Here is a 22,081-nt window from a genome sequence, read left to right as displayed (position 1 = left end):
GAAATGCGGGTGGGTGAGCGCGAGATGGGTCACAGGGTGACCGGCGAGCGCCTGCGCGCGCGTACGCACCAGCGACATCGACTCGGCCGGCGCCGCCTGTCGTACGCGTACGTCGGAGCTCAGGCAGCGTTGGAGGAGCGCGTGGCCGCGGCCGGCACGGGCTCTTCGGTCTGCTGCGCGAGAGGCGCGGTCGGTGCGGCGGGCGCGGCCGAGACGGCCGGAGCCGGCTGCGACTGCGCGACGATCCGCGACCGGGGCAGCGGTACGGTCATGGAGACCAGGAGCCCGAGCGCGAGCGCCGCGAAGGCGATGACCGCGATCCCCACGCCCGAACTCGTCTGTGACAGCAGCAGCATGGCGAGCGTCGAGAAGATCACGGTGAACGAACCGTAGGCGAGCTGTGCGGCAGTCGGACGAGGCATGGCAATCGTGTCCTCGGAAGTGGGGGTCCACGGGGGTGTCGGCCTGGCTTTCCGCCGTATTCCGGGCGAGCCGCCAACCGACTCTAATCGCGTGCATGCCCGACTGGAACGAACAGTAAGCGTGACCTAACCAACAGTGCCGGTGCACAGGGGGCGCACGGAGTCATGCCGTCCACCCTGTGGACCGGCCCGCGCGCCTGTTGAGCGCGCAACCACTCGCCCGTTCACACGTTCGTAATGCGCGCGCCCACCGTGCATAGAGCACTTGTTATGTTCAAGTCAAGGCCTGTCTTTTCTTACCAGTCTCTAGTCAAATTGCGTCACTTGAATACACCCCTTCATCACAAGGAACTCAAGTGACCTATAGACACTGGACGTTCAGAGCGGCCGCGGTCGGTGTCGCGCTCGCGGCGGCCACCGCCACGTTCTCGACGTTCGCCGTGGCGCAGGCCGACTCGGCCGCGACCACCGCAGTGGACCGGCACGATCCGCAGCCGGTGAAGGCCAAGGAACACGACCTCGACGGCCCCCTGACGAAGACTCAGGAGGCCCAGCACAAAGAGGCGTTGGACCAGGTCATATCCGGAGCCGCCTCGGTGAAGGACCGGAACGGCTCGAAGGTCGTCAAGCTCAAGGGCCAGGACAAGTACGTCGAACTCGGCCGTGAGAAGACGGACAAGATCTTCACCATCCTGGTCGAGTTCGGCGACCAGATCGACAGCCGCTACGGCGGCACGGTCGGTCCGCTGCACAACGAGATAGCCCAGCCGGACCGCAAGCAGGACAACAGCACGGCCTGGCAGGCGGACTACAACCAGGCGCACTTCCAGGACCTCTACTTCGGCACCGGCAAGAACACCGAGTCGCTGAAGAAGTACTACGAGAAGCAGTCCTCGGGCCGCTACTCGGTCGAGGGCGAGGTCACCGACTGGGTCAAGGTCCCCTACAACGAGGCCCGTTACGGCTCCAACAGCGCGTCCACCGGCGCCTGGTACGCGGTCCAGGACGGCGTGAACGCCTGGGTCGCCGAGCGTGAGGCAGCCGGTGACACGGCCGCCGAGATCAAGGCGGAGCTGGCCGAGTTCGACCAGTGGGACCGCTACGACTACGACGGCGACGGCAACTTCAACGAGGCCGACGGCTACATCGACCACTTCCAGATCGTGCACGCCGGTGAGGACGAGTCCGCCGGCGGCGGCGCGCAGGGCGAGGACGCGATCTGGGCGCACCGCTGGTACGCGTTCGGCACCGACGCCGGCTCCACAGGCCCCGACACCAACAAGCTCGGCGGCACCCAGATCGGCGACACCGGCATCTGGGTCGGCGACTACACCATCCAGCCGGAGAACGGCGGACTCGGTGTCTTCGCCCACGAGTACGGCCACGACCTCGGCCTGCCCGATGAGTACGACACCGCGGGCGGCGAGAACTCCACCGGCTTCTGGACGTTGATGTCCTCCGGCTCCTGGCTCGGCACCGGCAAGGACTCCATCGGCGACCTGCCCGGCGACATGAACGCCTGGGACAAGCTCCAACTGGGCTGGCTGGACTACGACGTGGCCAAGGCCGGCAAGAAGTCGACCCACAAGCTGGGCGTCGCGGAGTACAACACCAAGAACCCGCAGGCGCTGGTGGTCGAGTTGCCCCAGAAGGAGGTCACCACCGAGGTGGTCGCCCCGGCCGAGGGCGCGACCCAGTGGTGGAGCGGCAGCGGTGACGATCTGCGTAACACCCTCACCCGCACGGTCGACCTGACCGGCAAGGCCTCGGCCGCGCTGACCCTCGACGGCTGGTGGGACATCGAGCAGGACTACGACTACCTCTACACCGAGGTCTCCACCGACGGCGGCGCCAGCTACACCCCGATCGACGGAACTCTCGCCGACGGCACGGCCGTTCCGCGCGACGGCAGCGGCAAGCCCGCCCTCACCGGCACGGTGGACGCGTACCAGAAGCTGACCTTCCCGCTGGACACGTACGCCGGACAGAAGATCACCCTGCGGTTCCGCTACGCGACCGACGGCGGGGTGGCGCAGAAGGGCTTCGCGGCCGACGAGATCAAGGTGACCGCGGACGGCGCGACCGTCTTCTCCGACAACGCCGAGACGGCGGACGCCAGTTGGACGTCCAACGGCTTCACGCGGATCGGCGCCTCGATCACCGACGACTACGCGCAGTACTACATCGCCGAGAACCGGCAGTACGTGTCGTACGACAAGGTGCTCAAGGTCGGTCCGTACAACTTCGGTTCGGCGCTGCGCCCGTCGTGGGTGGAGCACTACGCGTACCAGAACGGCCTGTTGATCTGGAAGTGGGACACCTCGCAGGCGGACGACAACACCAGCGTCCACCCGGGTGAGGGCCTGATCCTCCCGATCGACTCGCACCCCAAGCCGCTGAAGTGGTCCGACGGCACGCTGATGCGCAACCGCGTCCAGGCCTACGACTCGCCGTTCAGCTGGTACCCGACCGACTCGGTCACGCTGCACAAGGCGGACGTGGCGACCAAGATCAAGTCGCAGTTCGGTGTGCCGCTCTTCGACGACGGACGCTCGACGTACTACGACGCGTCGAACCCGCTGGCCGGCGTCAAGGTCACTGACACCAACACTTCGATAAGGATCATCGACGAGCCCTTCAGCGGCTCGACGATCAAGGTGAAGGTCGGCCCCTCGACCAAGTAATCGGCGTTTACGCAGGTCAGACACGTATCGGCGGTGACCCCCTGGCGGGTCGCCGCCGATCGTGTTTAGGTGCGTGCTGTGCCCTGCTTATTGACACAGACATCGACACCGACCCGTACGGGGGTATGACCGCATGGCCGCAGGAGGTTTCTGCAAGCTGCCCACCGGCAGCGTCGTGGTGGCGCTGAACCTGCCCAGCCCCACCACCGACGGCACGGGGGTCCGGGTGCTGGTGCACGCCCGGAACCGGGCACGCGCCCTGACCCGGCTGCGCAACCTGGGCATGCGGGCGGTCTACCTGCGCGGCAACGGCTCGCCGCCGACCCCCGACGAGATCACCGCGGTCCTCCACCACCCCGACGGCCTCATATGGCGCACGGCCCCTGACAACGGTGTCCCGGTCGGCCCGGACCTGGTCCAGGAACTGTGGCACCCGATCAGAGCCCTGCTCCGAAGACCGGCCACACCGGCCTGACCTGCAGCTTTTGAGCCTGTCGGCGCCTGGAGCCCTCCGCTTCGAGTGCTAGGCGACGACCGGCTTGCCCGACAGTTCCGCGCCGGCCTCGCGCATCTCCTCCAGTGCGCGGTCGGTGCTCTCCTCGGCGACGCCCGCGGTCAGCTCCAGCAGGACCCGGGTGCGGAAGCCCTCGCGGACCGCGTCCAGGGCGGTGGCCCGCACGCAGTGGTCGGTGGCGATGCCCACCACGTCGACCTCGCTCACCTGCCGGGCCCGCAGCCAGTCGGCCAGCTTGACGCCGTTCTCGTCGGCGCCCTCGAAGCCGCTGTACGCGGCCGCGTAGGCGCCCTTGTCGAAGACGGCGTCGATCGCGCCGGAGGCGACGGCCGGCGCGAAGTTCGGATGGAAGCCCACCCCTTCGGTGCCCGCGACGCAGTGCGCGGGCCAGGAGTGGGCGTAGTCGGGGTTGTCGGCGAAGTGGCCGCCGGGTGCGATGTGGTGGTCGCGGGTGGCCACCACGTGCTGGTAGCCGGAGCCGGCCGCCTGCCCGATCAGCTCGGTGACCGCGGCGGCCACATCGGCGCCCCCGGCCACCGCGAGGCTGCCTCCCTCGCAGAAGTCGTTCTGTACGTCGACGACGATCAAGGCGCGGCGCATGGTGGGTGTCCTTCGACTGTGAGTGAAGTTCGAGCCTAGAGACTTCGGCGCCCCAGCGGGAGGGCGCGCCTCGCATTGGGACCTGGCAGCCCCTAACTACCCGAGCGCCCCTGTACATACTCCGTGGGAATGACCGGTTCCCCGCGCGACAGCTGGGTCGCCGACAGCGGCAGCCCGGCCCGCGCGCTCGCGTGCCGGTCGCGTACGACGTCCAGCGGCTCGCGGGCCACCACGTCACCGCCCTTGACCAGTTCGACGAGCAGCTGCCGGTCCACCAGCTCGGCCGGCACGGCCCCGGTGCCGACGACCTCGGCCTCCGCGACCCCGTCCTCGTCGAGCCGCCGCGCGGCCCACTTGCGCCCGCCGACGGACGTCTTGCCGCCGGCCGCCTTCTTCGCCACCGCGACCAGCGGTGCCTTGAGGTCGGCGGACTCGGCGCGGGCGACCAGCTTGTAGACCATCGAGCAGGTCGGATGCCCCGACCCGGTCACCAGCTGCGTACCGACGCCGTACGCGTCCACCGGAGCCGCCGCCAGCGAGGCGATGGCGTACTCGTCCAGGTCCGAGGTGACGATGATCCGCGTGTTCGTCGCGCCCAGCTCGTCCAGCTGCTGCCGCACCCGGTGGGCGACCAGCAGCAGGTCGCCGGAGTCGATACGGACGGCGCCCAGCTCGGGTCCGGCGACCTCGACGGCCGTACGGACCGCGGCGGCCACGTCGTAGGTGTCCACGAGCAGCGTGGTGTCCCGGCCCAGCGAGTCGACCTGGGCCTGGAAGGCGTCCCGCTCGTTGTCGTGCAGCAGCGTGAAGGCGTGGGCGGAGGTGCCCACGGTCGGGATGTTGTAGCGGAAGCCGGCCGCGAGGTCGGAGGTGGAGGCGAAGCCGCCGACGTAGGCGGCGCGGGAGGCGGCGACGGCCGCCAGCTCGTGGGTGCGGCGGGCACCCATCTCGACCAGCGGGCGCCCGCCGGCGGCCGAGGACATCCGCGAGGCCGCCGCGGCGATCGCCGAGTCGTGGTTGAGGATCGACAGGATCACGGTCTCCAGGAGCACGCACTCGGCGAAGGAGCCCTCGACCCGCATGATCGGCGAGCCCGGGAAGTACACCTCGCCCTCCGGGTAGCCCCAGATGTCACCGGAGAAGCGGTAGTTCGCGAGCCACTGGAGGGTGGCCTCGTCGACGATGGACCGCTCCCGCAGGAAACCGAGAACGTCCGCGTCGAAGCGGAAGTTCTCGACCGCGTCGAGGACCCGTCCGGTGCCCGCCAGGGCGCCGTAGCGCCGCCCTTCGGGCAGCCGCCGGGTGAAGACCTCGAACACGCTCCGCCGCTCGGCCGTGCCCGCTTTCAGGGCCGCCTGCAGCATCGTCAGCTCGTACTGGTCCGTGAAGAGCGCCGTAGAGGGAACGTCCACCGGCAGCCCAAGGTCCGCTGTGTTCATGGCAACGCATCGTACTCCCTTCTCGTCGGTGTGACGATTTGTGGGATGCGTGGCAGCATGGCCCCTGTGACGTCACCCGCACCCCTGGAGATCGAACGCACCGAGTCGGCGGAGGAGACCTTCGCCGTACCCGAGCCGGACGTCCCCTGGGTCACGATCGTCCACAACGACCCGGTCAACCTCATGAGCTACGTGACGTACGTCTTCCAGGCGTACTTCGGCTACAGCAAGCACAAGGCCACCAAGCTCATGCTCGACGTGCACCACAAGGGCCGGGCGGTCGTCTCCAGCGGCAGCCGCGAGGAGATGGAACGCGACGTGCAGGCCATGCACGGCTACGGCCTGTGGGCCACCCTCCAGCAGGACCGGAAGTAGCGACCCAGCAGCGGAAGTAGCGACGCCCTTCATGCCCGGACACTTCGAACCGCTCCCCGGCGGCGGCGCGGCCGTCGCGCTCGACGACGTCGAGATCTCCATCATCCGGTCGCTGGCCGTCCAGCTGCTGGAGCTCATCGGCCCAGGCCCCGGCGAGGACGCCTCCGACGACCCGCTGGCCGAACTCTTCGCCGAGGGCCCCAGCGAGCCCCCGAAGGACCCGGTGCTGCGGCGGCTGTTCCCGGACGCCTACAGCGACCCCGAGCAGGTCCCGGACTCACCGGGCCAGGCCGAGGAGAACCGCGCGTACTCGTCCGAGTTCCGCCGCTACACCGAGAACGACCTGCGGGCCGGCAAGCGCGAGAGCGCCCTCGTGGTGGTGCGCACCCTGGACGGACTGACCCCGGCCGGCGACGGCGGCGCGATCCTCAAGCTCTCCGCCGAGGACTCCCGGCAGTGGCTCGGCGCCCTGAACGACCTGCGCCTGGCGATCGGTTCGCGCCTGGAGATCACCGACGAGGACGACACCGACGACCTCTACCGGCTGCCGGACGAGGACCCGCGCAAGCCGATGGTGATGGCGTACCTGTGGCTGGGCGGGCTCCAGGAGACGCTCGTCTCCACGCTGATGCCGTGACGGGCGGGCGTTCCCTGTTCGCTCAGCAGACCCTCAAATCCGGATAACGATCACGTCACCGCGGCGGCCGGTTATGCCGACGCCGACCGCGTTTTGTCCGCTTCTTCCTGTGGTGTGCGCCACAAAAACCTCCGTCGATCACCGGTGCGGCCGTGATAGATCTTCACGACTGCACACGGGGGACTCGGCGAAAGGCACACCACCACATGACCTCCGCTCAGGTCGACACGGACAACATCCCCGAGGAGGGGAAGACCCCCGAGGAGGGGTACGAGCGCGGGCTCGGCAGCCGGCAGGTCCAGATGATCGCCATCGGCGGTGCCATCGGGGTCGGGCTGTTCCTGGGCGCCGGCGCGAACATCGCCAAGGCCGGTCCGAGCCTCATCGTCATGTACGCCCTCGCGGGCGTGATCATCTTCTTCATCATGCGGGCGCTCGGCGAACTGCTCCTGTACCGCCCGGTGTCGGGCTCCTTCGCGGAGTACTCCCGCGAGTTCCTCGGCCCGTTCTTCGGCTACTTCACCGGCTGGACGTACTGGCTGATGTGGGTGGTCACCGGCATGGCCGAGCTGACCGCCGCCGCGATCTACGTCAACTACTGGTTCCCGTCCGTCCCGCAGTGGGTGACGGCGCTGGTCTTCCTGGTGGTCCTCTTCGGGGTCAACCTGATCTCCGTGAAGGTCTTCGGGGAGCTGGAGTTCTGGTTCTCGATGGTCAAGGTCACCGCCCTGATCGGCATGATCGTGATCGGCCTCGGCGTCCTCACCTTCGGCTTCAGCTCCGCCGGTGACACCGCCGCCGTCGCCAACCTCTGGCAGTTCGACGGCTTCTTCCCCAAGGGCGTCGGCTCGTCCCTGATGACCCTGCAGGGCGTCATGTTCGCCTACCTCGCGGTCGAGCTGGTCGGCGTCACCGCCGGCGAGTCCGAGAACCCCGAGAAGACCCTCCCCAAGGCGATCAACACCCTCCCGTGGCGCATCGCCCTCTTCTACGTCGGCGCGCTCACCGTCATCCTCTGCGTCGTGAAGTGGACCGAGTTCGCCCCGGGCGTCTCGCCCTTCGTCGAGGCCTTCGCGAAGATCGGCATCCCGGCCGGCGCCGGCATCGTCAACTTCGTCGTCCTCACCGCGGCCCTGTCCTCCTGCAACTCCGGCATGTACTCGACCGGCCGCATGCTGCGCAACCTGGCCGCCAACGGCGAGGCCCCCAAGGTCTTCCAGCGCCTCTCCGGCACCAAGGCCCCGGCCTTCGGCATCACCGTCTCCGTCCTGTGCATGGGCATCGGCGTCGTCCTGAACTACGTCGTCCCCGAGAAGGCCTTCGGCTACGTCACCTCGGTGGCCACCGCGGCCGGCATCTGGACCTGGCTGATGATCCTGATCAGCCACGTCCTGTACCGCCGCGCGGTCGACGCGGGCCGCCTGCCCGCGTCCTCCTTCCCGGCCCCGGGCGGCTCGAAGTGCAGCTGGATCGCCATCGCCTTCCTCCTCTTCGTCACCTGCCTGATCGCCTACGACGCCGACTCCCGGATCTGCCTGTACGTGATGGCCGGCTGGGCGGCGGTCCTCGGCATCGGCTGGTCGGTCCTGAAGTCCCGCAACCCGGAGATCGCGGCGCGCCGGGAACCGGAGTTCGAGAAGATCGGCTGATCGACTCGTCCGGCATATGGGCCCGTCCGTACCACCCATTGGTACGAACGGGCCCTCTGCTTATCCTGACGAACATGCTGACCATCACCCAGGCCCTCGTCGACCAGATCGTCGCGCACGCGCGCAAGGACCACCCCGACGAGGCGTGCGGCGTCGTCGCGGGCCCCGAGGGCTCGGACCGCCCCGAGCGCTTCATCCCGATGCTGAACGCGGCCATGTCGCCCACGTTCTACGAGTTCGACTCCGGCGACCTGCTCAAGCTCTACCGCGAGATGGACGACCGCGACGAGGAGCCGGTGGTCGTCTACCACTCCCACACCGCGACCGAGGCCTACCCCTCGCGCACCGACATCTCCTACGCGAACGAGCCCGGCGCCCACTACGTCCTGGTGTCCACCGCCGACACAGACGGCCTCGGCGACTTCCAGTTCCGCTCGTACCGCATCGTGGAAGGCGAGGTCACGGAGGAGGAGGTCAAGGTGGTGGAGTCGTACTGATCTCGAACGGTGGATGAAATCCGTCCGTGATGTGAGATCACACTCCGGCGTCCCGGCCGGGAATCGATACGATGACCCCATGGTTCTTCTCGACGTGAGCGACAAGGCGCCGGGCACGCTGCTCGTGGCGCGGCTGCACGTCGACCTGTGCAGGCTGAACAGCGCCATCTGTTGACCTCCGCGCTGTCGCCGCAGGCCGTCCGCCGCGGCGCTGTGCCGCGCTCTCCCCGAGACCAGACCCTTTCCGACAGGAGCCCTTCGCCATGGCCATCGAGGTCCGCATCCCCACCATCCTCCGCCCGTACACCGACGGCCAGAAGGCCGTGCAGGGCAACGGGGACACCCTCGCCGAGCTCTTCACCGACCTCGAGACCCGGCACACGGGCATCCAGGCCCGCATCGTGGACGGCGGCGAGCTGCGCCGCTTCGTCAACGTCTACCTGAACGACGAGGACGTCCGCTTCCTGGAGGGCATCAACACCAAGGTCGCCGACGGCGACAACGTGACGATCCTGCCGGCCGTGGCCGGCGGCATGGCCTGATCCTCGATGCGCTACGACTCCCCGCTGGCCGCGGTGGGCAACACCCCTCTGGTGCGCCTGCCGCGGCTCTCGCCGTCCGCCGAGGTCCGTATCTGGGCCAAGCTGGAGGACCGCAACCCGACCGGCTCGGTCAAGGACCGCCCGGCCCTGCACATGGTCGAACAGGCGGAGAAGGACGGCCGCCTGACCCCGGGCTGCACGATCCTGGAGCCGACCTCCGGCAACACCGGCATCTCCCTGGCCATGGCGGCGAAGCTCAAGGGCTACCGCATGGTCTGCGTGATGCCCGAGAACACCTCGCAGGAACGCCGTGACCTGCTCGGCATGTGGGGTGCCGAGATCATCTCCAGCCCGGCCGCCGGCGGCTCCAACACCGCCGTACGCGTGGCCAAGGAGCTCTCCGCCGAGCACCCCGACTGGGTGATGCTCTACCAGTACGGCAACCCGGACAACGCGGGCGCCCACTACGCGACGACGGGCCCGGAGATCCTCACCGACCTCCCCTCCATCACCCACTTCGTCGCGGGCCTGGGCACCACGGGCACGCTCATGGGCGTGGGCCGCTACCTCCGCGAACAGAAGCCGGACGTCAAGATCGTCGCCGCCGAGCCGCGCTACGACGACCTCGTGTACGGCCTCCGCAACCTCGACGAGGGCTTCGTCCCGGAGCTCTACGACGCGTCCGTCCTCACCACCCGCTTCTCGGTCGGCTCCGCCGACGCGGTCACCCGCACCCGCGAACTCCTCCAGCAGGAGGGCATCTTCGCCGGCGTCTCCACCGGCGCGGCTCTCCACGCGGCGATCGGCGTGGGCAAGAAGGCCGTAGCGGCAGGAGAGACGGCCGACATCGCGTTCGTGGTGGCGGACGGCGGCTGGAAGTACCTGTCGACGGGTGTGTACACGGCCGCGACGACCGAGGAAGCGATCAAGACCCTCCAGGGTCAGCTCTGGGCCTGATCCGAGCGCCCCGGGGGTCACTCCCCGGGGCCCCAGGAGACGACCGCCTCGCGGCCCCAGTCGCCCTTCATCCTCGCGTCGACGTGGTCGAGCACCGCGGGGCCGTAGAGCGCGACCGCCATCCGCACCTGGCCCGGGTCGTACGGCTCCGTCGCCGGGCGCGTGGCCGGATCCAGCTCCGCGTACCGTTCGAACGCCATCCTGAGCACCTCGTCCCCCTTGGCGGTCGTGGGCGGCATCGGCCCCGGCGTGAACCGACCGCCGGGCAGCGCCTGCAGTACGGTGAGCGCACCGATGACCAGCGCCAGCGCGGCCCGGATCCAGGCCTGGTCGAGGAGCAGCACGGCCACCGCCGGTACCGTCGCCGCCGCGGCGATCGTCGACCAACGGCCCCTGGCCGGCGGTCCGCCGGGCACGCGCTCGGACCGATCCCGCAGATAGCCCTCGCTGATCAGCCGCGCCTTCGCCTCCTCCAGCAGGTGCCAGGAGTTCGGGATCACCAGGTCCGACAAGTACTCGCCCTCCAGGTGGAGGCGGGAGTGGGCAGGGTCGCGCACATGCGGCGGCAGCGCCGCGGTCCACAGTTCGCGCTCGAACGGGTCGGCGGTCTCGGGCAACCTGCCGCGAGCGATCCAACGCTGCCTGCCGGGTCCGTCGGGCGACGTCCGGCGCAGCAGGCCGGCGGCCACCAGGCCGGCCACCGCGCCCTCTCTCATCCTTGACGGGTCCTGGCCGTTCAGCCAGACCAGGCCCGCCGGCCCCAGTCGTTCCACGGCATCCGGCTCGACGCGGACGTCGTTCCGCTCCTGGGCCAGGAACGCCTTCCGCCGGGCCTCCTCGACAGCGTCACGCGCGCGGTTGTCGAGACCCCACGCCAGCCACGCCACCACCAGACAACCCGCGAGTATGAGCCAGTCCGTCATACGGGTCAGTATCCCCGCACACCGGCGTTCGACCCCTGCGCGCACCACCCCAATTGCCATGGATTCAGGGGAGGTTGCGCAGTAGCCGCCTACCGGGCGAGGTGCCGCACCTGGTCCCACAGGGCCGGGTCCGCGACCCCCACCCGCCGCCGGAAATCGGCCACCGGCACGGACCGCAGCTCGTCGGTCTCCAGATAGCTCGCCCGCCCCTGCGCGTCCCCCACCGACCCCGGGGGCAGCGCGATCACCCCGCCCCGCTCGTCGTGGTACTTGCTGGTGATCTTCGCGACCGTCGCCGTCCGCCCCCGCACGGAGAGCACCAGACACGGCCGGTCCTTCGCGGCCCCCGGCTGATCCTCGTAGGGGACGTTCGCCCACCAGATCTCGGCGGGCCGCGGCCGGTCCCCGCGCACTTTCCGCGCGGGCCGCCGCCCCCGCCCCCACCCGTCCACCAGCGTGGCGACCAGCGCCAGCAACATCACCGCCGCCAGCGCGAGCCACCACGTCGTGTTCATGCGGACGACGGTACCGGCGCGCAATCCAAGCCGCGCGCCCTCTTCTCAACCCCACGCGCCCCGCTTCCAGCCGAACCGGTGACAGCACAGGTGAGTTCGCCCACAACAGCCCTTGGCGGAGGAGCGACCGGACGTTTTGCGCCTTACGCTCGACGGACCGCACGACCCCCGACGCCCCATTCCCCGATCTTCTGGATTTTCCGCCAGCGGAGGTTTCTGCTTTATGAAGCTCACCGTCGTCGGCTGCTCGGGGTCGTTCCCGTCCGCGGAATCGGCCTGTTCGAGCTACCTCGTAGAGGCCGACGGCTTCCGGCTGCTCCTCGACATGGGCAACGGCGCCCTTGGCGAGCTGCAGCGCCACTGCGGTCTCTACGACCTCGACGCGATCTTCCTCAGCCATCTGCACGCCGACCACTGCATCGACATGTGCGCGTACTTCGTCGCGCGCTACTACCGCCACGACGGCGGCCGTTGCGACCCCATCCCGGTCTACGGCCCCGAAGGCACCGAACACCGCCTCACCACGGCCTACGCCGACACCCCCACCGCCTCCTCCATGAGCGAGGTCTTCGACTTCCACACCGTCAAGCCGTCCACGTTCGAGATCGGCCCGTTCACCGTGCACACCGAACGCGTGGCCCATCCCGTGGAGGCGTACGGCATCCGGGTCGAGCACGGGGGAAGGTCCCTGACGTACTCCGGCGACACCGGCATCAGCCCGGCCCTGGACGAACTCGCCCGGGACACCGACCTGTTCCTGTGCGAGGCCGCGTTCACGTACGGCAAGGAGAACATCCCCGACCTGCACCTCAACGGCCGCGAGGCGGGCGAGACGGCGACCCGGGCCGGCGCCCGCCGCCTGGTCCTCACCCACATCCCCCCGTGGACCGACCCGCAGGCCAACCTCACCGACGCCCGCGCGGTCTACACCGGTCCGGTGGAACTGGCGGCGCCGAGGATGTCGTACGAGATCTAGGTTCTACGACAGCAGAGTCCTACGACGTGCCGAGGCCCCCGGAGCTTTCTGCTCCGGGGGCCTCGGCGTGTGTGGCCGCGCGGTCACCGCAGCACGCTGCCGCCGTCCACCGTCAGGACCTGGCCGGTCAGGGCCTGCGCGCCCTCGCCGGCCAGGAAGCCCACGGTCGCCGCGACGTCCTCGGGGACCAGGGCGCGGGGGAGTGCCTGGCCGGCGAGGGCCGCTTCGAACGCCTCGTCGGGCTGGTACGCGGTCGACGGGGTGCGGGTGAGGCCCGGGGCCACGGACGTCACGGCGATGCCGTCCCCGCCCAGCGCGACGGCCAGGGTGCGCCCGAACGCGGTGAGCGCCCCCTTGCTGGTGATGTAGGCGAGCAGATCGCCGCTCGGCGGCTTCCAGACCGTGTCGGAGGTGATGAGGACGATCCGCCCGAACCGGCGCTCCCGCATCCCGGGCGTGAAGGCCTGGGCCAGCAGCAGGACCGACTCGACGTTGACGGCCTGGATCCGCCGCCAGGTCGCGAGGTCGACAGTTTCCAACTCCTGCGGGTCGACCGCGGCGGCCGAGTGGACGAGCACGTCGACCCGGCCGTACCGCTCCAGGATCTCGGCGGCGGCCCGCCGTACGTCCTCCTCCGAGGCGAGATCGCCTACGACGTCACCGATCCGGTCCAGGACGACGACCCGGTGGCCGAGGCGGGCGAGTTCGCGCGCGATCGCACCGCCGATCGCGCCGGCACCGCCGGTCACCACCGCGACCCGTGACGTCGGGACATCAGCCATGGTTCTCATCTCCTCCAGTGCAGCACTCCAAGTCTCCTCTTGCTCAAGCAAGCAAATGGTGCGTCCATTCCCGGTCGCACGGCAAGTCGTCGCTGCGGCATAGTGGGACGTGTAACCGCCACCCTTACGCGCTCCGGGACCGCCATGCCTACCAGCAGCCGCTTCGTCGTCGCCGTGCACGCCCTGGTCGCCCTCGCGGTCAGCGGCGACAAACCGCTGCGCTCCGAGGATCTCGCCCACTCGGCCAACACGAGCCCCGTCGTGATCCGCGGCCTGCTCTCCCGGCTGAACAGTGCCGGGCTCACCAAGTCCCAACTCGGGGCGGGCGGCGGCGCGTTGCTGGCCAGGCCGGCCGAGGAGATCCGGCTGTTGGAGGTGTATCGGGCGGTGGAGGACACCCGCCTGTTCACCCTGCACCGCTCCCCGCCGCCACAGGACTGCGCGGTCGGCAGCAACATCGTGGGCGGTCTCCAGCCCGCGCTGACCCGCGCCCGTGAGGCCTTCGAGGCGGAGCTGGACCACACCACGATCGCGGAGATCGCCGACGAGGTCGCCCGCCTCGGGAACTTCACGATGCCGCTCGCCTGGTGACCTGGCGACGACCGCTCGGCGGGGCGGTCTGGGGCGACTCTCGAAATTAAGTGTCGCTGTGTCGCTTACACAATGCTAGTGTCGGAGTCTCCGGCGGCCGCCTCTTCGGGCGGGCGCCCCTCACGACAGGAGTACGCCATGAGCGCCACCCCCTCGTCCGTCGACCTGCTGCGCCGCAGCCTCGACACCTTTCTCGCCAAGGACATGAAGGCCTGGACGGACCTGTGCGCCGACGACGTCGTCGCCGAATTCCCGTTCGCCCCGCAGGGATCGCCGGCCCGGATCGAGGGGCGCGAGGCGCTCTTCGACTACCTGCGCGGCTACCCCGACCTCATCGACGTGCGCGAGATCCCCTCGGTGCGCGTCTACGCGACCGCCGAGGAGAACGTGGCCATCGCGGAGTGGAGCGTCATCGGCAGCGTGGTCTCCAACGGCAACCCGTACAACATGAGTTACGCGACCTTCGTGACCGTCCGGGACGGGCTCATCGTCAACTACCGGGAGTACTGGAACCCGAAGGTCTTCCTCGAAGCGCTCAGCGGCGACAGCTTCTGAGAACACGGTCACCCACGCGAAGTCCTTGCCGGAGTAAGTTGATGAGCTTATGCTTGCTCCGTCAAGCAATTAATTGACTTGTTGAGAGGGTTCACAACATGGCCGCCCACGCCTCCCGCCGCGCTGTTCTGACCCGTGCCGCCGCCCTGGCCGCGGTGCCCGCGATCGCGGCCGTCGTCGCCGACACCACGCTCGGCACCCCGGCCCTGGCCGCCGATGCCACCGACCTGCCCGACTACGCCCCGGTTCCCCCGTCCTCGCTCGGCCCGGCGCTCAACAGCCAGGGCTACTACGTGGGACGGATCAAGCGGAACCTGTACTGGGTCACCGACGGCACCTACGTCGCCGCGTTCCTGACCACCCGCGAGGGCGTGGTGCTGCTCGACGCACCGCCCTCGATCGGCCACAACATCCAGCGCGCGATCGACGACGTGACCAGGCCGAGCGGTCTGAGCAACAAGGTCACGCACCTCGTCTACTCGCACCACCACTCCGACCACGCCGGCGGCTCGGGCGTCTTCGGCCGGCACGTGACCCGGATCGGGCACTCCGAGACCCGCAGGCTCCTCATACGGGACAACGACCCCAACAAGCCCGCCCCCGAGGAGACCTTCGAGGACCACCGGGTGCTGCACATCGGCGGCGAGCGCATCGAACTCGCCCATCACGGCGCCAACCACACCCCCGACAACATCTACATCCACCTCCCCGCCCACGACACGCTGATGCTGGTGGACGTCGCCCTGCCCGGCTGGGTGCCGTTCGCCAACCTCAACATCAACGAGGACATCCCGGGCTCGCTGAAGGCACCGGCCAAGGCCCTGAAGTACCCGTGGACCACCTTCATCGGCGGCCACCTCGGCAAGCTGGGCACGCGCCACGACCTCCGGGTCCACATCGACTACATGGACGACCTGGAGACGGAGATCCGCAAGGCCCTCACCACGGTCGACGGCACCCCGTACTTCGTGAAGTACGGCAACAACACCTGGGCTGCGGTGAAGACCTACCTCGACGAGGTGATCGCGGTCGCCTCCCGCCCGGTGATCCAGAAGTACACCGGCGTCCTCGCCGCTGCCGACGTGTTCACCGAGAGCAATGCCTTCATGCTGATGGAGTCGCTGCGCCTCGACAGCGGCTTCGGGATGACGGTTCACGACTGACCCGACGCACACCAGGAAAGAGGCTGTGATGAAAGCGATTCAGCAGTACGACTTCGGTGGGCCCGAGGTGCTCACCGTGACCGAGATCCCCGAACCCGAGCCGCGCGCCGGACGGGTCCGGGTCCGGGTGACGGGGACCTCCGTGAACCCGGCCGACCTCGCCGCCCGCGCGGGCTGGCTGCGCCAGGTGCTGCCCGACCTGGCACCGCCGTTCATCCTCGGCGCGGACCTCGCGGGCAGGGTCATCGACGGCGACGGACCCTTCGCCCCCGGCACCCGGGTCGCCGGGCTCGCACCCTGGTTCGTCGACCAGGAGGGCACGTACGCGGAGGTCGTCTCGATCGACCCCGCGCATCTCGCGGAGATCCCGGACGAGGTCGACGACATCACGGCCGCGGCCGTCCCGATCACCGCCGAGACCGCCTGGCAGGCCCTCGACCTGGGCGGACTCGAAGCCGGGCAGACCGTCCTGGTCACCGGGGCGAGCGGCGCCATCGGCGGGTGGGCGGTCCAGCACGCGGCCGGCCGGGGCGCCACCGTCGTCGCCGTGGCATCGGACGGGGACGAGAAGTACGTCGAGGACCTCGGCGCCGACATCGTCCTCGGGCGAGCGGGCGACGCGGGCGAACTCGCCGCCGCGGTACGGAAGTCGGTGCCCGGCGGGGTCGACCTCGTCGTGGACCCGGCCGGTATCGGCGGCGATCTGATCCACGCCGTGCGCGACGGCGGTGTCTTCGTCGTCATCGCGGTCGTGCTGGAGCCTCCGGCGGAGCGCGGGGTCGAGGTACGCCGTGTCAACGCGCAGTCCGACGGCGTGCTGCTGGCGCAGATCCTCGCCGACCTCGCCGACGGGAGGAAGAAGGCCCGCGTCGGTCTGACCCTCCCGCTCACCGAGGCCGCGGAGGCACACCGCCGGAGTGAGAGCAGGTCGGTGCGGGGGAAGATCGTACTCACCGTCTGAACTGCCGATGCCCGGCCCGGAGTGCGCCTCCGGGCCGGGCATCGCGTGTGGTGCGGGCCTACGCCTTGGTGAGGTCCTCGACCTCTTCCTCGGGTTCGCGGCCCGGGGTGGGGAGGTTCCACTTGGTAATGGCGAAGCGGAAGACCGTGTAGTAGATCGCCGCGAACACCAGGCCGATCGGGATGATCAGCCAGGGCTTGGTCGCCAGGTTCCAGTTGAGGAAGTAGTCGATCGCGCCCGCCGAGAAGCTGAAGCCGTGGTGGACGCCGAGGCCCCAGGTGACGGCCATCGAGAGCGCGGTGAGGACCGCGTGGATGGCGTAGAGGACCGGCGCGATGAACATGAACGCGAACTCGATCGGCTCGGTGATACCCGTGACGAAGGAGGTCAGCGCGAGCGACATCATCATGCCCCCGACGGCCTTGCGGCGCTCGGGACGGGCGGTGTGCGTGATCGCCAGCGCGGCGGCGGGGAGCGCGAACATCATGATCGGGAAGAAGCCCGACATGAACTGGCCGGCCGTCGGGTCGCCGTGGAAGAAGCGCGGCAGGTCACCGTGCCAGACGGCACCCGACGGGTCCTTGAAGGAGCCGATCTCCTGCCAGGCCACGGTGTTGACGAACTGGTGCATGCCCACCGGGAGCAGCGCGCGGTTGATCAGGCCGAAGAGGCCCGCGCCGAAGGCGCCGAGACCGGTCATCCACTCGCCGAAGTCGGTGATGACGTTGCCGATCGGCTCCCAGACCAGACCGAACAGGACGCCGACGGCGGTGCCGATGAAGGCCATCAGGATCGGCACCAGGCGGCGGCCGTTGAAGAAGCCCAGCCAGTCGGGGAGCTTGGTGCGGTGGAAACGTTGCCAGGTGACGGCGGCTATGAGGCCCATGATGATGCCGCCGAGGACCTTGGGGTCGTTGTAGGTGGCGGCGATGTCCGCGCCCTTGGTGACCTTGGCGTCGGTGATGGGGAACGCCGTCAGGACGTTCTTGTAGACGAGGAAGCCGACCAGCGCCGCCAGGGCCGTCGAGCCGTCCGCCTTCTTGGCGAAGCCGATGGCGATGCCGACACAGAACAGCAGCGGCAGATTGCTGAAGACGGCGTCGCCCGCGGTGGCGAAGACCGACGCGACCTTGTCCCAGCCGAGGCCGTCCTTGCCGAACACGTCCCGCTGGCCGAGACGCAGCAGGATGCCCGCCGCCGGCAGCACGGCGATCGGCAGCTGCAGGCTGCGGCCGACCTTCTGCAGGCCCTGGAGCAGACCGGATCCCCGCCTCTTCGCGGGGGCCGCCGGTGCGGTGGCGGTACTCATACTTCTTCCTCCATCGGGTGGTGGTCTACACCACTCAGTGGTGTAGACCTGTTGTACACGATGGAGTCGTTATTAAGGAACCCGTCAATTCCGCAACGGAATCGCTACGCGCAGTAGAGGCCGGTGCACCTGGGTGTCAGGCCTTGGTGACGTCCTCGCGCTCGTCCTCCGGTTCCCTGCCCGGGGTCTTCAGGTCGAATCTCGTGATCGCGAAACGGAAGATCACGTAGTAGACGACGGCGAAGCACAGACCGATCGGGATGATCGCCCAGGGCCTGGTCGCGAGGTTCCAGTTGATGACGTAGTCGATGAGCCCGGCCGAGAAGCTGAAGCCGTCGTGCACCCCGAGCCCCCACGTCACCGCCATCGACACACCGGTCAGCACCGCGTGCACCGCGTACAGCACCGGCGCGATGAAGAGGAACGAGTACTCGATCGGCTCGGTGATGCCGGTGACGAACGACGTCAGCGCGACCGACAGCATCAGACCGCCGACCTCCTTGCGGCGGCTCGGCTTCGCGCAGTGCGTGATCGCCAGGGCCGCGGCCGGCAGGGCGAACATCATGATCGGGAAGAAGCCCGAGGTGAACTGGCCCGCGTTCGGGTCGCCCGCCAGGAACATGTTGATGTCGCCGTGCACCACCGAACCGTCCGGCTTGGTGAAGCTGCCGAACTGGAACCAGATGGGCACGTTCAGGAACTGGTGCAGCCCGATGACGAGCAGCGCCCGGTTGGCCAGACCGAACACGCCCGCGCCCCAGGCGCCCGCGTCGCTCAGCCAGTCGCTGAAGTTCTCCAGGCCGTCACCGATCGGCGGCCACACCCACAGACACAGCGCGGCGAACACGATCGCGACGAACGCCATGATGATCGGGACGAGACGCCGGCCGTTGAAGAAGCCCAGCCAGTCCACCAGCTTCGTACGGTGGAAACGCTGCCAGAAGTACGCCGACAGCAGGCCCATGACGATGCCGCCGAAGACCCCGGGGTTCTGGTAGGTGAACGCCACCACCGAGTGGTCCACCGTCGCCTGGCAGCCGATCCCGATGACCGCCTTCGCGCCGTCCGGACAGTCCTCCGGGAACTGGCGCAGCACGTTGAAGTAGACGAGGAACCCCGCGAGCGCCGCCAGCGCGGTCGAGCCGTCGGACTTCTTCGCCATGCCGATGGCCACGCCCACGCAGAACAGCAGGGGGAGCCCGAGCGTGCCGTCCAGCAGCGCGCCGCCCGCGCCCGCCATCACCTTGGAGACGTTCGTCCAGCCCAGCCCGTCGTCCCCGAACACATCAGGCTGGCCAAGGCGGTTGAGGATGCCCGCGGCCGGCAGCACGGCGATCGGGAGCTGCAGACTGCGGCCCATCTTCTGCAGGCCCTGGAACGTCGACTGCCACCGCCGACGGGCCGGCGTGATCTCGGAGGAGGCGGAGGAGGCACTCATCAGTTGGCGACCGCCTGTCAGGTGGTGTAGACCAGTTCTCGACGATTGACTTGCTGTAACGCCATCTTTCGGTACGTACGGCGCAATCGCTCAAAAAGTTGGGCCAACTGTGCGTGAGGAGACCGAAATGGCCACCAAGGCAGAGAAGATCGTCGCCGGGCTCGGCGGCATCGAGAACATCGAAGAGATCGAGGGCTGCATCACCCGCCTCCGCACCGAGGTCATCGACCCCGACAAGGTCGACGAAGCCGCCCTCAAGGCCGCCGGCGCCCACGGCGTCGTCCGCATGGGCACCGCCGTCCAGGTCGTCATCGGCACCGACGCCGACCCCATCGCCGCGGACATCGAAGACATGATGTGACCTGAAGTCACCTGAAGCGGGGCTCCTTTCCCGGTCGGGAGGAGCCCCTTCTGCCTGTGCCGATAGGCTCGTCGCCATGTCTCGAATCGACGGCCGCACGCCCGAACAGCTCCGCCCGGTCACCATCGAACGCGGCTGGAGCAAGCACGCCGAGGGCTCCGTCCTCGTCTCCTTCGGCGACACGAAGGTCTTCTGCACGGCCTCCGTCACCGAAGGCGTCCCCCGCTGGCGCAAGGGCAGCGGCGAGGGCTGGGTCACCGCGGAGTACTCCATGCTGCCCCGCGCCACCAACACCCGCGGCGACCGCGAGTCCGTACGCGGCAAGATCGGCGGCCGCACCCACGAGATCTCCCGCCTCATCGGCCGCTCCCTGCGCGCGGTCATCGACTACAAGGCGCTCGGCGAGAACACCATCGTCCTGGACTGCGACGTCCTCCAGGCCGACGGCGGCACCCGTACGGCGGCCATCACCGGCGCGTACGTGGCACTGGCCGACGCCGTGGCCTGGGCCCAGGGCAAGAAGCTCGTCAAGGCCGGCCGCCAGCCGCTCACCGGCACGGTCTCCGCGGTCTCGGTCGGCATCGTGGGCGGAGTCCCCTTGCTGGACCTCTGCTACGAGGAGGACGTGAAGGCCGAGACCGACATGAACGTCGTCTGCACCGGCGACGGACGCTTCGTCGAGGTCCAGGGCACCGCCGAGGCCGAACCCTTCGCGCGCGACGAGCTCAACGCCCTCCTCGACCTCGCCGTCGCCGGCTGCTCGGAACTCGCTGTCCTGCAGCGCAAGGCGCTTGATACGGTCCTCGAAAAGTAAAGGGCGCACCAAGAAAGGGCGGCGGACGGGGCAACCCGGCCGCCCGCACCGGCGTCCCTACCAATGCGGGCGCACGGCACACCACCGTGCGCCCGACCAGCACACGGGGGCCGTCCGGGCCTGCGTACGAAGGCCTTCCAGGCCTGCACACGAGGGCCTTTCGGGCCTGCATACGGGGGCCCTTCGGGCCAGAAAAACGGGAGGGAACACAGCCATGGCCGCAAGCCGCCGTCGCCGTTTCGTCGTCACCGCCGCCGCAGTGGCGGCCATCGGGTTGACGACCGCGGTGACCACGGGCTGCGACGCCGTCGACAAGGCCCTGGACTGCGTCCAGACCGCCGACGCGATCGCCGACAGCGTCACCTCCCTCCAGCAGGCGGTGGAGAACGCCTCCAACGACCCGACCCAGATCGACGAGTCCCTCGCCTCCATCGACAAGGACCTCGACAAGATCGGTGACAAGACCGACAACACCGACGTCAACAAGGCCGTCGAGGACCTCGGGGACGCCGTCGACAACGTCCGTACGGCGATCAAGAACGGCGACAACACGCCGGACGTCAGCCCGGTCACGGACGCGGCGGGCGAACTGACGAAGGTCTGCACGTCGTAGCGAGCGGGGGGCCCGCAATACTGTCGGGCATGACCCGCCTGATCCTCGCCACGCGCAACGCCGGAAAGATCGTCGAACTGAGGGCGATCCTCGCCGCGGCCGACCTGCCTCACGAGCTGGTCGGCGCGGACGCGTATCCCGAGATTCCCGACGTCAAGGAAACCGGCGTCACTTTCGCCGAGAACGCCCTCCTGAAGGCCCACGCCCTGGCCCAGGCGACGGGCCTGCCGGCCGTCGCCGACGATTCGGGCCTCTGCGTCGACGTCCTGAACGGCGCCCCCGGCATCTTCTCCGCCCGCTGGTCGGGCCACCACGGAGACGACGAGGCGAACCTGAACCTCCTGCTGGCCCAACTCTCGGACATCGCCGACGAACACCGCGGAGCCCACTTCGCCTGCGCGGCGGCGTTGGCGTTGCCGGACGGCACGGAACGGGTGGTCGAGGGGCACCTTCGGGGCCGCCTCCGCCACACCCCTTCCGGCACGAACGGCTTCGGCTACGACCCGATCCTGCAGCCGGAGGGATACACCCAGACCTGCGCGGAGTTGACCCCCGAGGAGAAGAACGCGATCAGTCATCGGGGGAAGGCGTTTCGGGGGTTGGTGCCGGTGGTGCGGGAGTTGTTGGGCTGACAACAGAAAGGCCCGACGCCTTCGGACAAAGGCGTCGGGCTACTTTTCCTGTGGGCCCGGTGGGATTCGAACCCACGACACACCGGACCTAAACCGGCGCCCTCTAGCCAGCTGGGGTACGGGCCCGCAGCG

Annotated in this window: 26 protein-coding genes and 1 tRNA gene; 18 read left to right on the top strand and 9 right to left on the bottom strand. The window is 69.1% G+C overall.

Annotation, left to right across the window (positions count from 1 at the left end; translation table 11 throughout):
- Positions 1-119: 119 nt before the first annotated feature.
- Complete coding sequence (locus ACWDR3_RS07555; RefSeq protein WP_450351526.1) at positions 120-422, bottom strand: hypothetical protein; 303 nt, start codon at positions 420-422, stop codon at positions 120-122.
- Positions 423-778: 356 nt separating this feature from the next.
- Here ACWDR3_RS07555 and ACWDR3_RS07550 point away from each other — a divergent pair, with 356 nt between their 5' ends.
- Together ACWDR3_RS07550 and ACWDR3_RS07545 are read left to right on the top strand one after the other, a co-directional pair.
- Positions 779-3,106 (top strand): immune inhibitor A domain-containing protein, encoded by a 2,328-nt coding sequence (locus ACWDR3_RS07550; protein ID WP_450351525.1) that lies wholly within the window; start codon positions 779-781, stop codon positions 3,104-3,106.
- Positions 3,107-3,239: 133 nt separating this feature from the next.
- The gene (locus tag ACWDR3_RS07545) at positions 3,240-3,581 is read left to right on the top strand and encodes a hypothetical protein (RefSeq protein ID WP_450351524.1); all 342 of its coding nucleotides are present in this window, start codon (positions 3,240-3,242) and stop codon (positions 3,579-3,581) included.
- 48 nt (positions 3,582-3,629) lie between these two features.
- Here the strand turns inward: ACWDR3_RS07545 and ACWDR3_RS07540 are convergent, their stop codons facing one another.
- Positions 3,630-4,220, bottom strand: coding sequence for an isochorismatase family protein (locus ACWDR3_RS07540; protein WP_450351523.1), 591 nt, complete (start codon positions 4,218-4,220; stop codon positions 3,630-3,632).
- Positions 4,221-4,312: 92 nt separating this feature from the next.
- Positions 4,313-5,659 carry a nicotinate phosphoribosyltransferase gene (locus tag ACWDR3_RS07535; RefSeq protein WP_450351522.1) on the bottom strand — a complete coding sequence of 449 codons (1,347 nt, stop codon included), beginning with the start codon at positions 5,657-5,659 and terminating at the stop codon, positions 4,313-4,315.
- Positions 5,660-5,716: 57 nt separating this feature from the next.
- Between ACWDR3_RS07535 and clpS the strand changes: the two genes are divergently transcribed.
- The 7 genes from clpS to ACWDR3_RS07500 all read left to right on the top strand — a co-directional run bounded on the left by clpS (position 5,717) and on the right by ACWDR3_RS07500 (position 10,316).
- Complete coding sequence (gene clpS / locus ACWDR3_RS07530) at positions 5,717-6,034, top strand: ATP-dependent Clp protease adapter ClpS (protein ID WP_124000467.1); 318 nt, start codon at positions 5,717-5,719, stop codon at positions 6,032-6,034.
- Between the two features lie 31 nt (positions 6,035-6,065).
- The gene (locus ACWDR3_RS07525) at positions 6,066-6,671 is read left to right on the top strand and encodes a DUF2017 domain-containing protein (RefSeq protein WP_124000287.1); all 606 of its coding nucleotides are present in this window, start codon (positions 6,066-6,068) and stop codon (positions 6,669-6,671) included.
- 206 nt (positions 6,672-6,877) lie between these two features.
- Positions 6,878-8,320 (top strand): amino acid permease, encoded by a 1,443-nt coding sequence (locus tag ACWDR3_RS07520; RefSeq protein WP_450351521.1) that lies wholly within the window; start codon positions 6,878-6,880, stop codon positions 8,318-8,320.
- 74 nt (positions 8,321-8,394) lie between these two features.
- A complete protein-coding gene (locus ACWDR3_RS07515) occupies positions 8,395-8,817 on the top strand; it encodes a Mov34/MPN/PAD-1 family protein (RefSeq protein WP_450351520.1) in 423 nt (140 codons plus the stop codon).
- A 79-nt stretch (positions 8,818-8,896) separates the two neighbouring features.
- Complete coding sequence (locus tag ACWDR3_RS07510) at positions 8,897-8,992, top strand: putative leader peptide (protein ID WP_019065921.1); 96 nt, start codon at positions 8,897-8,899, stop codon at positions 8,990-8,992.
- Positions 8,993-9,080: 88 nt separating this feature from the next.
- On the top strand, positions 9,081-9,359 hold the full coding sequence (locus ACWDR3_RS07505; RefSeq protein ID WP_450351519.1) for a MoaD/ThiS family protein: 279 nt from the start codon (positions 9,081-9,083) through the stop codon (positions 9,357-9,359).
- A gap of 6 nt (positions 9,360-9,365) precedes the next feature.
- The gene (locus tag ACWDR3_RS07500; protein WP_450351518.1) at positions 9,366-10,316 is read left to right on the top strand and encodes a PLP-dependent cysteine synthase family protein; all 951 of its coding nucleotides are present in this window, start codon (positions 9,366-9,368) and stop codon (positions 10,314-10,316) included.
- 17 nt (positions 10,317-10,333) lie between these two features.
- On the opposite strand, the gene ACWDR3_RS07495 is transcribed toward ACWDR3_RS07500, so the two are convergent.
- A complete protein-coding gene (locus ACWDR3_RS07495; RefSeq protein ID WP_450351517.1) occupies positions 10,334-11,239 on the bottom strand; it encodes a hypothetical protein in 906 nt (301 codons plus the stop codon).
- A gap of 89 nt (positions 11,240-11,328) precedes the next feature.
- Positions 11,329-11,754: a type II toxin-antitoxin system PemK/MazF family toxin gene (locus ACWDR3_RS07490; RefSeq protein ID WP_450351516.1), complete on the bottom strand. Its 426-nt coding sequence runs from the start codon at positions 11,752-11,754 to the stop codon at positions 11,329-11,331.
- A 223-nt stretch (positions 11,755-11,977) separates the two neighbouring features.
- Between ACWDR3_RS07490 and ACWDR3_RS07485 the strand changes: the two genes are divergently transcribed.
- Positions 11,978-12,730, top strand: coding sequence for an MBL fold metallo-hydrolase (locus tag ACWDR3_RS07485; protein ID WP_450351515.1), 753 nt, complete (start codon positions 11,978-11,980; stop codon positions 12,728-12,730).
- 83 nt (positions 12,731-12,813) lie between these two features.
- On the opposite strand, the gene ACWDR3_RS07480 is transcribed toward ACWDR3_RS07485, so the two are convergent.
- A complete protein-coding gene (locus tag ACWDR3_RS07480) occupies positions 12,814-13,512 on the bottom strand; it encodes an SDR family NAD(P)-dependent oxidoreductase (RefSeq protein ID WP_450351514.1) in 699 nt (232 codons plus the stop codon).
- Between the two features lie 144 nt (positions 13,513-13,656).
- On the opposite strand from ACWDR3_RS07480, the gene ACWDR3_RS07475 reads away from it, so the two are divergent.
- From ACWDR3_RS07475 to ACWDR3_RS07460, 4 genes are all read left to right on the top strand, one after another.
- The gene (locus ACWDR3_RS07475; protein ID WP_450351513.1) at positions 13,657-14,103 is read left to right on the top strand and encodes an Rrf2 family transcriptional regulator; all 447 of its coding nucleotides are present in this window, start codon (positions 13,657-13,659) and stop codon (positions 14,101-14,103) included.
- A 138-nt stretch (positions 14,104-14,241) separates the two neighbouring features.
- Positions 14,242-14,658: a nuclear transport factor 2 family protein gene (locus ACWDR3_RS07470; protein ID WP_450351512.1), complete on the top strand. Its 417-nt coding sequence runs from the start codon at positions 14,242-14,244 to the stop codon at positions 14,656-14,658.
- Between the two features lie 98 nt (positions 14,659-14,756).
- Complete coding sequence (locus tag ACWDR3_RS07465; protein WP_450351511.1) at positions 14,757-15,821, top strand: MBL fold metallo-hydrolase; 1,065 nt, start codon at positions 14,757-14,759, stop codon at positions 15,819-15,821.
- A 28-nt stretch (positions 15,822-15,849) separates the two neighbouring features.
- Positions 15,850-16,782, top strand: coding sequence for an NADP-dependent oxidoreductase (locus tag ACWDR3_RS07460; RefSeq protein ID WP_450351510.1), 933 nt, complete (start codon positions 15,850-15,852; stop codon positions 16,780-16,782).
- 58 nt (positions 16,783-16,840) lie between these two features.
- On the opposite strand, the gene ACWDR3_RS07455 is transcribed toward ACWDR3_RS07460, so the two are convergent.
- Both ACWDR3_RS07455 and ACWDR3_RS07450 read right to left on the bottom strand, forming a co-directional pair.
- Positions 16,841-18,091, bottom strand: a complete 1,251-nt coding sequence (locus tag ACWDR3_RS07455) for a PTS transporter subunit EIIC (RefSeq protein ID WP_450351509.1) — start codon at positions 18,089-18,091, stop codon at positions 16,841-16,843.
- Positions 18,092-18,227: 136 nt separating this feature from the next.
- Entirely contained in the window at positions 18,228-19,529 is a 1,302-nt protein-coding gene (locus ACWDR3_RS07450; protein WP_450351508.1) for a PTS transporter subunit EIIC, read from the bottom strand.
- Positions 19,530-19,656: 127 nt separating this feature from the next.
- Between ACWDR3_RS07450 and ACWDR3_RS07445 the strand changes: the two genes are divergently transcribed.
- The 4 genes from ACWDR3_RS07445 (at position 19,657) to rdgB (ending at position 21,949) form a co-directional block, all read left to right on the top strand.
- The gene (locus tag ACWDR3_RS07445; RefSeq protein ID WP_124000275.1) at positions 19,657-19,890 is read left to right on the top strand and encodes a glucose PTS transporter subunit EIIB; all 234 of its coding nucleotides are present in this window, start codon (positions 19,657-19,659) and stop codon (positions 19,888-19,890) included.
- Between the two features lie 76 nt (positions 19,891-19,966).
- Positions 19,967-20,704 (top strand): ribonuclease PH, encoded by a 738-nt coding sequence (gene rph, locus ACWDR3_RS07440; RefSeq protein WP_450351507.1) that lies wholly within the window; start codon positions 19,967-19,969, stop codon positions 20,702-20,704.
- Between the two features lie 214 nt (positions 20,705-20,918).
- Positions 20,919-21,317: a hypothetical protein gene (locus tag ACWDR3_RS07435; RefSeq protein WP_450351506.1), complete on the top strand. Its 399-nt coding sequence runs from the start codon at positions 20,919-20,921 to the stop codon at positions 21,315-21,317.
- A 29-nt stretch (positions 21,318-21,346) separates the two neighbouring features.
- Positions 21,347-21,949: an RdgB/HAM1 family non-canonical purine NTP pyrophosphatase gene (gene rdgB, locus ACWDR3_RS07430; protein ID WP_450351505.1), complete on the top strand. Its 603-nt coding sequence runs from the start codon at positions 21,347-21,349 to the stop codon at positions 21,947-21,949.
- Between the two features lie 51 nt (positions 21,950-22,000).
- Here rdgB and ACWDR3_RS07425 read toward each other — a convergent pair.
- Positions 22,001-22,075, bottom strand: a tRNA-Leu gene (locus ACWDR3_RS07425).
- Positions 22,076-22,081: the final 6 nt, after the last annotated feature.

It is taken from the genome of Streptomyces sp. NPDC001002 (assembly GCF_053599215.1).
This window is presented reverse-complemented; position numbering and strand designations above follow the sequence as displayed.

What these genes read in the sequence shown, in the direction of transcription:
- ACWDR3_RS07555 (WP_450351526.1), bottom strand. Translation starts at nt 422, where the DNA reads ATGCCTCGTCCGACTGCCGCACAGCTCGCCTACGGTTCGTTCACCGTG.
- ACWDR3_RS07545 (WP_450351524.1), top strand. Translation starts at nt 3,240, where the DNA reads ATGGCCGCAGGAGGTTTCTGCAAGCTGCCCACCGGCAGCGTCGTGGTG.
- ACWDR3_RS07540 (WP_450351523.1), bottom strand. Translation starts at nt 4,220, where the DNA reads ATGCGCCGCGCCTTGATCGTCGTCGACGTACAGAACGACTTCTGCGAG.
- ACWDR3_RS07535 (WP_450351522.1), bottom strand. Translation starts at nt 5,659, where the DNA reads ATGAACACAGCGGACCTTGGGCTGCCGGTGGACGTTCCCTCTACGGCG.
- clpS (WP_124000467.1), top strand. Translation starts at nt 5,717, where the DNA reads ATGGCCCCTGTGACGTCACCCGCACCCCTGGAGATCGAACGCACCGAG.
- ACWDR3_RS07525 (WP_124000287.1), top strand. Translation starts at nt 6,066, where the DNA reads ATGCCCGGACACTTCGAACCGCTCCCCGGCGGCGGCGCGGCCGTCGCG.
- ACWDR3_RS07520 (WP_450351521.1), top strand. Translation starts at nt 6,878, where the DNA reads ATGACCTCCGCTCAGGTCGACACGGACAACATCCCCGAGGAGGGGAAG.
- ACWDR3_RS07515 (WP_450351520.1), top strand. Translation starts at nt 8,395, where the DNA reads ATGCTGACCATCACCCAGGCCCTCGTCGACCAGATCGTCGCGCACGCG.
- ACWDR3_RS07510 (WP_019065921.1), top strand. Translation starts at nt 8,897, where the DNA reads ATGGTTCTTCTCGACGTGAGCGACAAGGCGCCGGGCACGCTGCTCGTG.
- ACWDR3_RS07505 (WP_450351519.1), top strand. Translation starts at nt 9,081, where the DNA reads ATGGCCATCGAGGTCCGCATCCCCACCATCCTCCGCCCGTACACCGAC.
- ACWDR3_RS07500 (WP_450351518.1), top strand. Translation starts at nt 9,366, where the DNA reads ATGCGCTACGACTCCCCGCTGGCCGCGGTGGGCAACACCCCTCTGGTG.
- ACWDR3_RS07495 (WP_450351517.1), bottom strand. Translation starts at nt 11,239, where the DNA reads ATGACGGACTGGCTCATACTCGCGGGTTGTCTGGTGGTGGCGTGGCTG.
- ACWDR3_RS07490 (WP_450351516.1), bottom strand. Translation starts at nt 11,754, where the DNA reads ATGAACACGACGTGGTGGCTCGCGCTGGCGGCGGTGATGTTGCTGGCG.
- ACWDR3_RS07485 (WP_450351515.1), top strand. Translation starts at nt 11,978, where the DNA reads ATGAAGCTCACCGTCGTCGGCTGCTCGGGGTCGTTCCCGTCCGCGGAA.
- ACWDR3_RS07480 (WP_450351514.1), bottom strand. Translation starts at nt 13,512, where the DNA reads ATGGCTGATGTCCCGACGTCACGGGTCGCGGTGGTGACCGGCGGTGCC.
- ACWDR3_RS07475 (WP_450351513.1), top strand. Translation starts at nt 13,657, where the DNA reads ATGCCTACCAGCAGCCGCTTCGTCGTCGCCGTGCACGCCCTGGTCGCC.
- ACWDR3_RS07470 (WP_450351512.1), top strand. Translation starts at nt 14,242, where the DNA reads ATGAGCGCCACCCCCTCGTCCGTCGACCTGCTGCGCCGCAGCCTCGAC.
- ACWDR3_RS07465 (WP_450351511.1), top strand. Translation starts at nt 14,757, where the DNA reads ATGGCCGCCCACGCCTCCCGCCGCGCTGTTCTGACCCGTGCCGCCGCC.
- ACWDR3_RS07460 (WP_450351510.1), top strand. Translation starts at nt 15,850, where the DNA reads ATGAAAGCGATTCAGCAGTACGACTTCGGTGGGCCCGAGGTGCTCACC.
- ACWDR3_RS07455 (WP_450351509.1), bottom strand. Translation starts at nt 18,091, where the DNA reads ATGAGTACCGCCACCGCACCGGCGGCCCCCGCGAAGAGGCGGGGATCC.
- ACWDR3_RS07450 (WP_450351508.1), bottom strand. Translation starts at nt 19,529, where the DNA reads ATGAGTGCCTCCTCCGCCTCCTCCGAGATCACGCCGGCCCGTCGGCGG.
- ACWDR3_RS07445 (WP_124000275.1), top strand. Translation starts at nt 19,657, where the DNA reads ATGGCCACCAAGGCAGAGAAGATCGTCGCCGGGCTCGGCGGCATCGAG.
- rph (WP_450351507.1), top strand. Translation starts at nt 19,967, where the DNA reads ATGTCTCGAATCGACGGCCGCACGCCCGAACAGCTCCGCCCGGTCACC.
- ACWDR3_RS07435 (WP_450351506.1), top strand. Translation starts at nt 20,919, where the DNA reads ATGGCCGCAAGCCGCCGTCGCCGTTTCGTCGTCACCGCCGCCGCAGTG.
- rdgB (WP_450351505.1), top strand. Translation starts at nt 21,347, where the DNA reads ATGACCCGCCTGATCCTCGCCACGCGCAACGCCGGAAAGATCGTCGAA.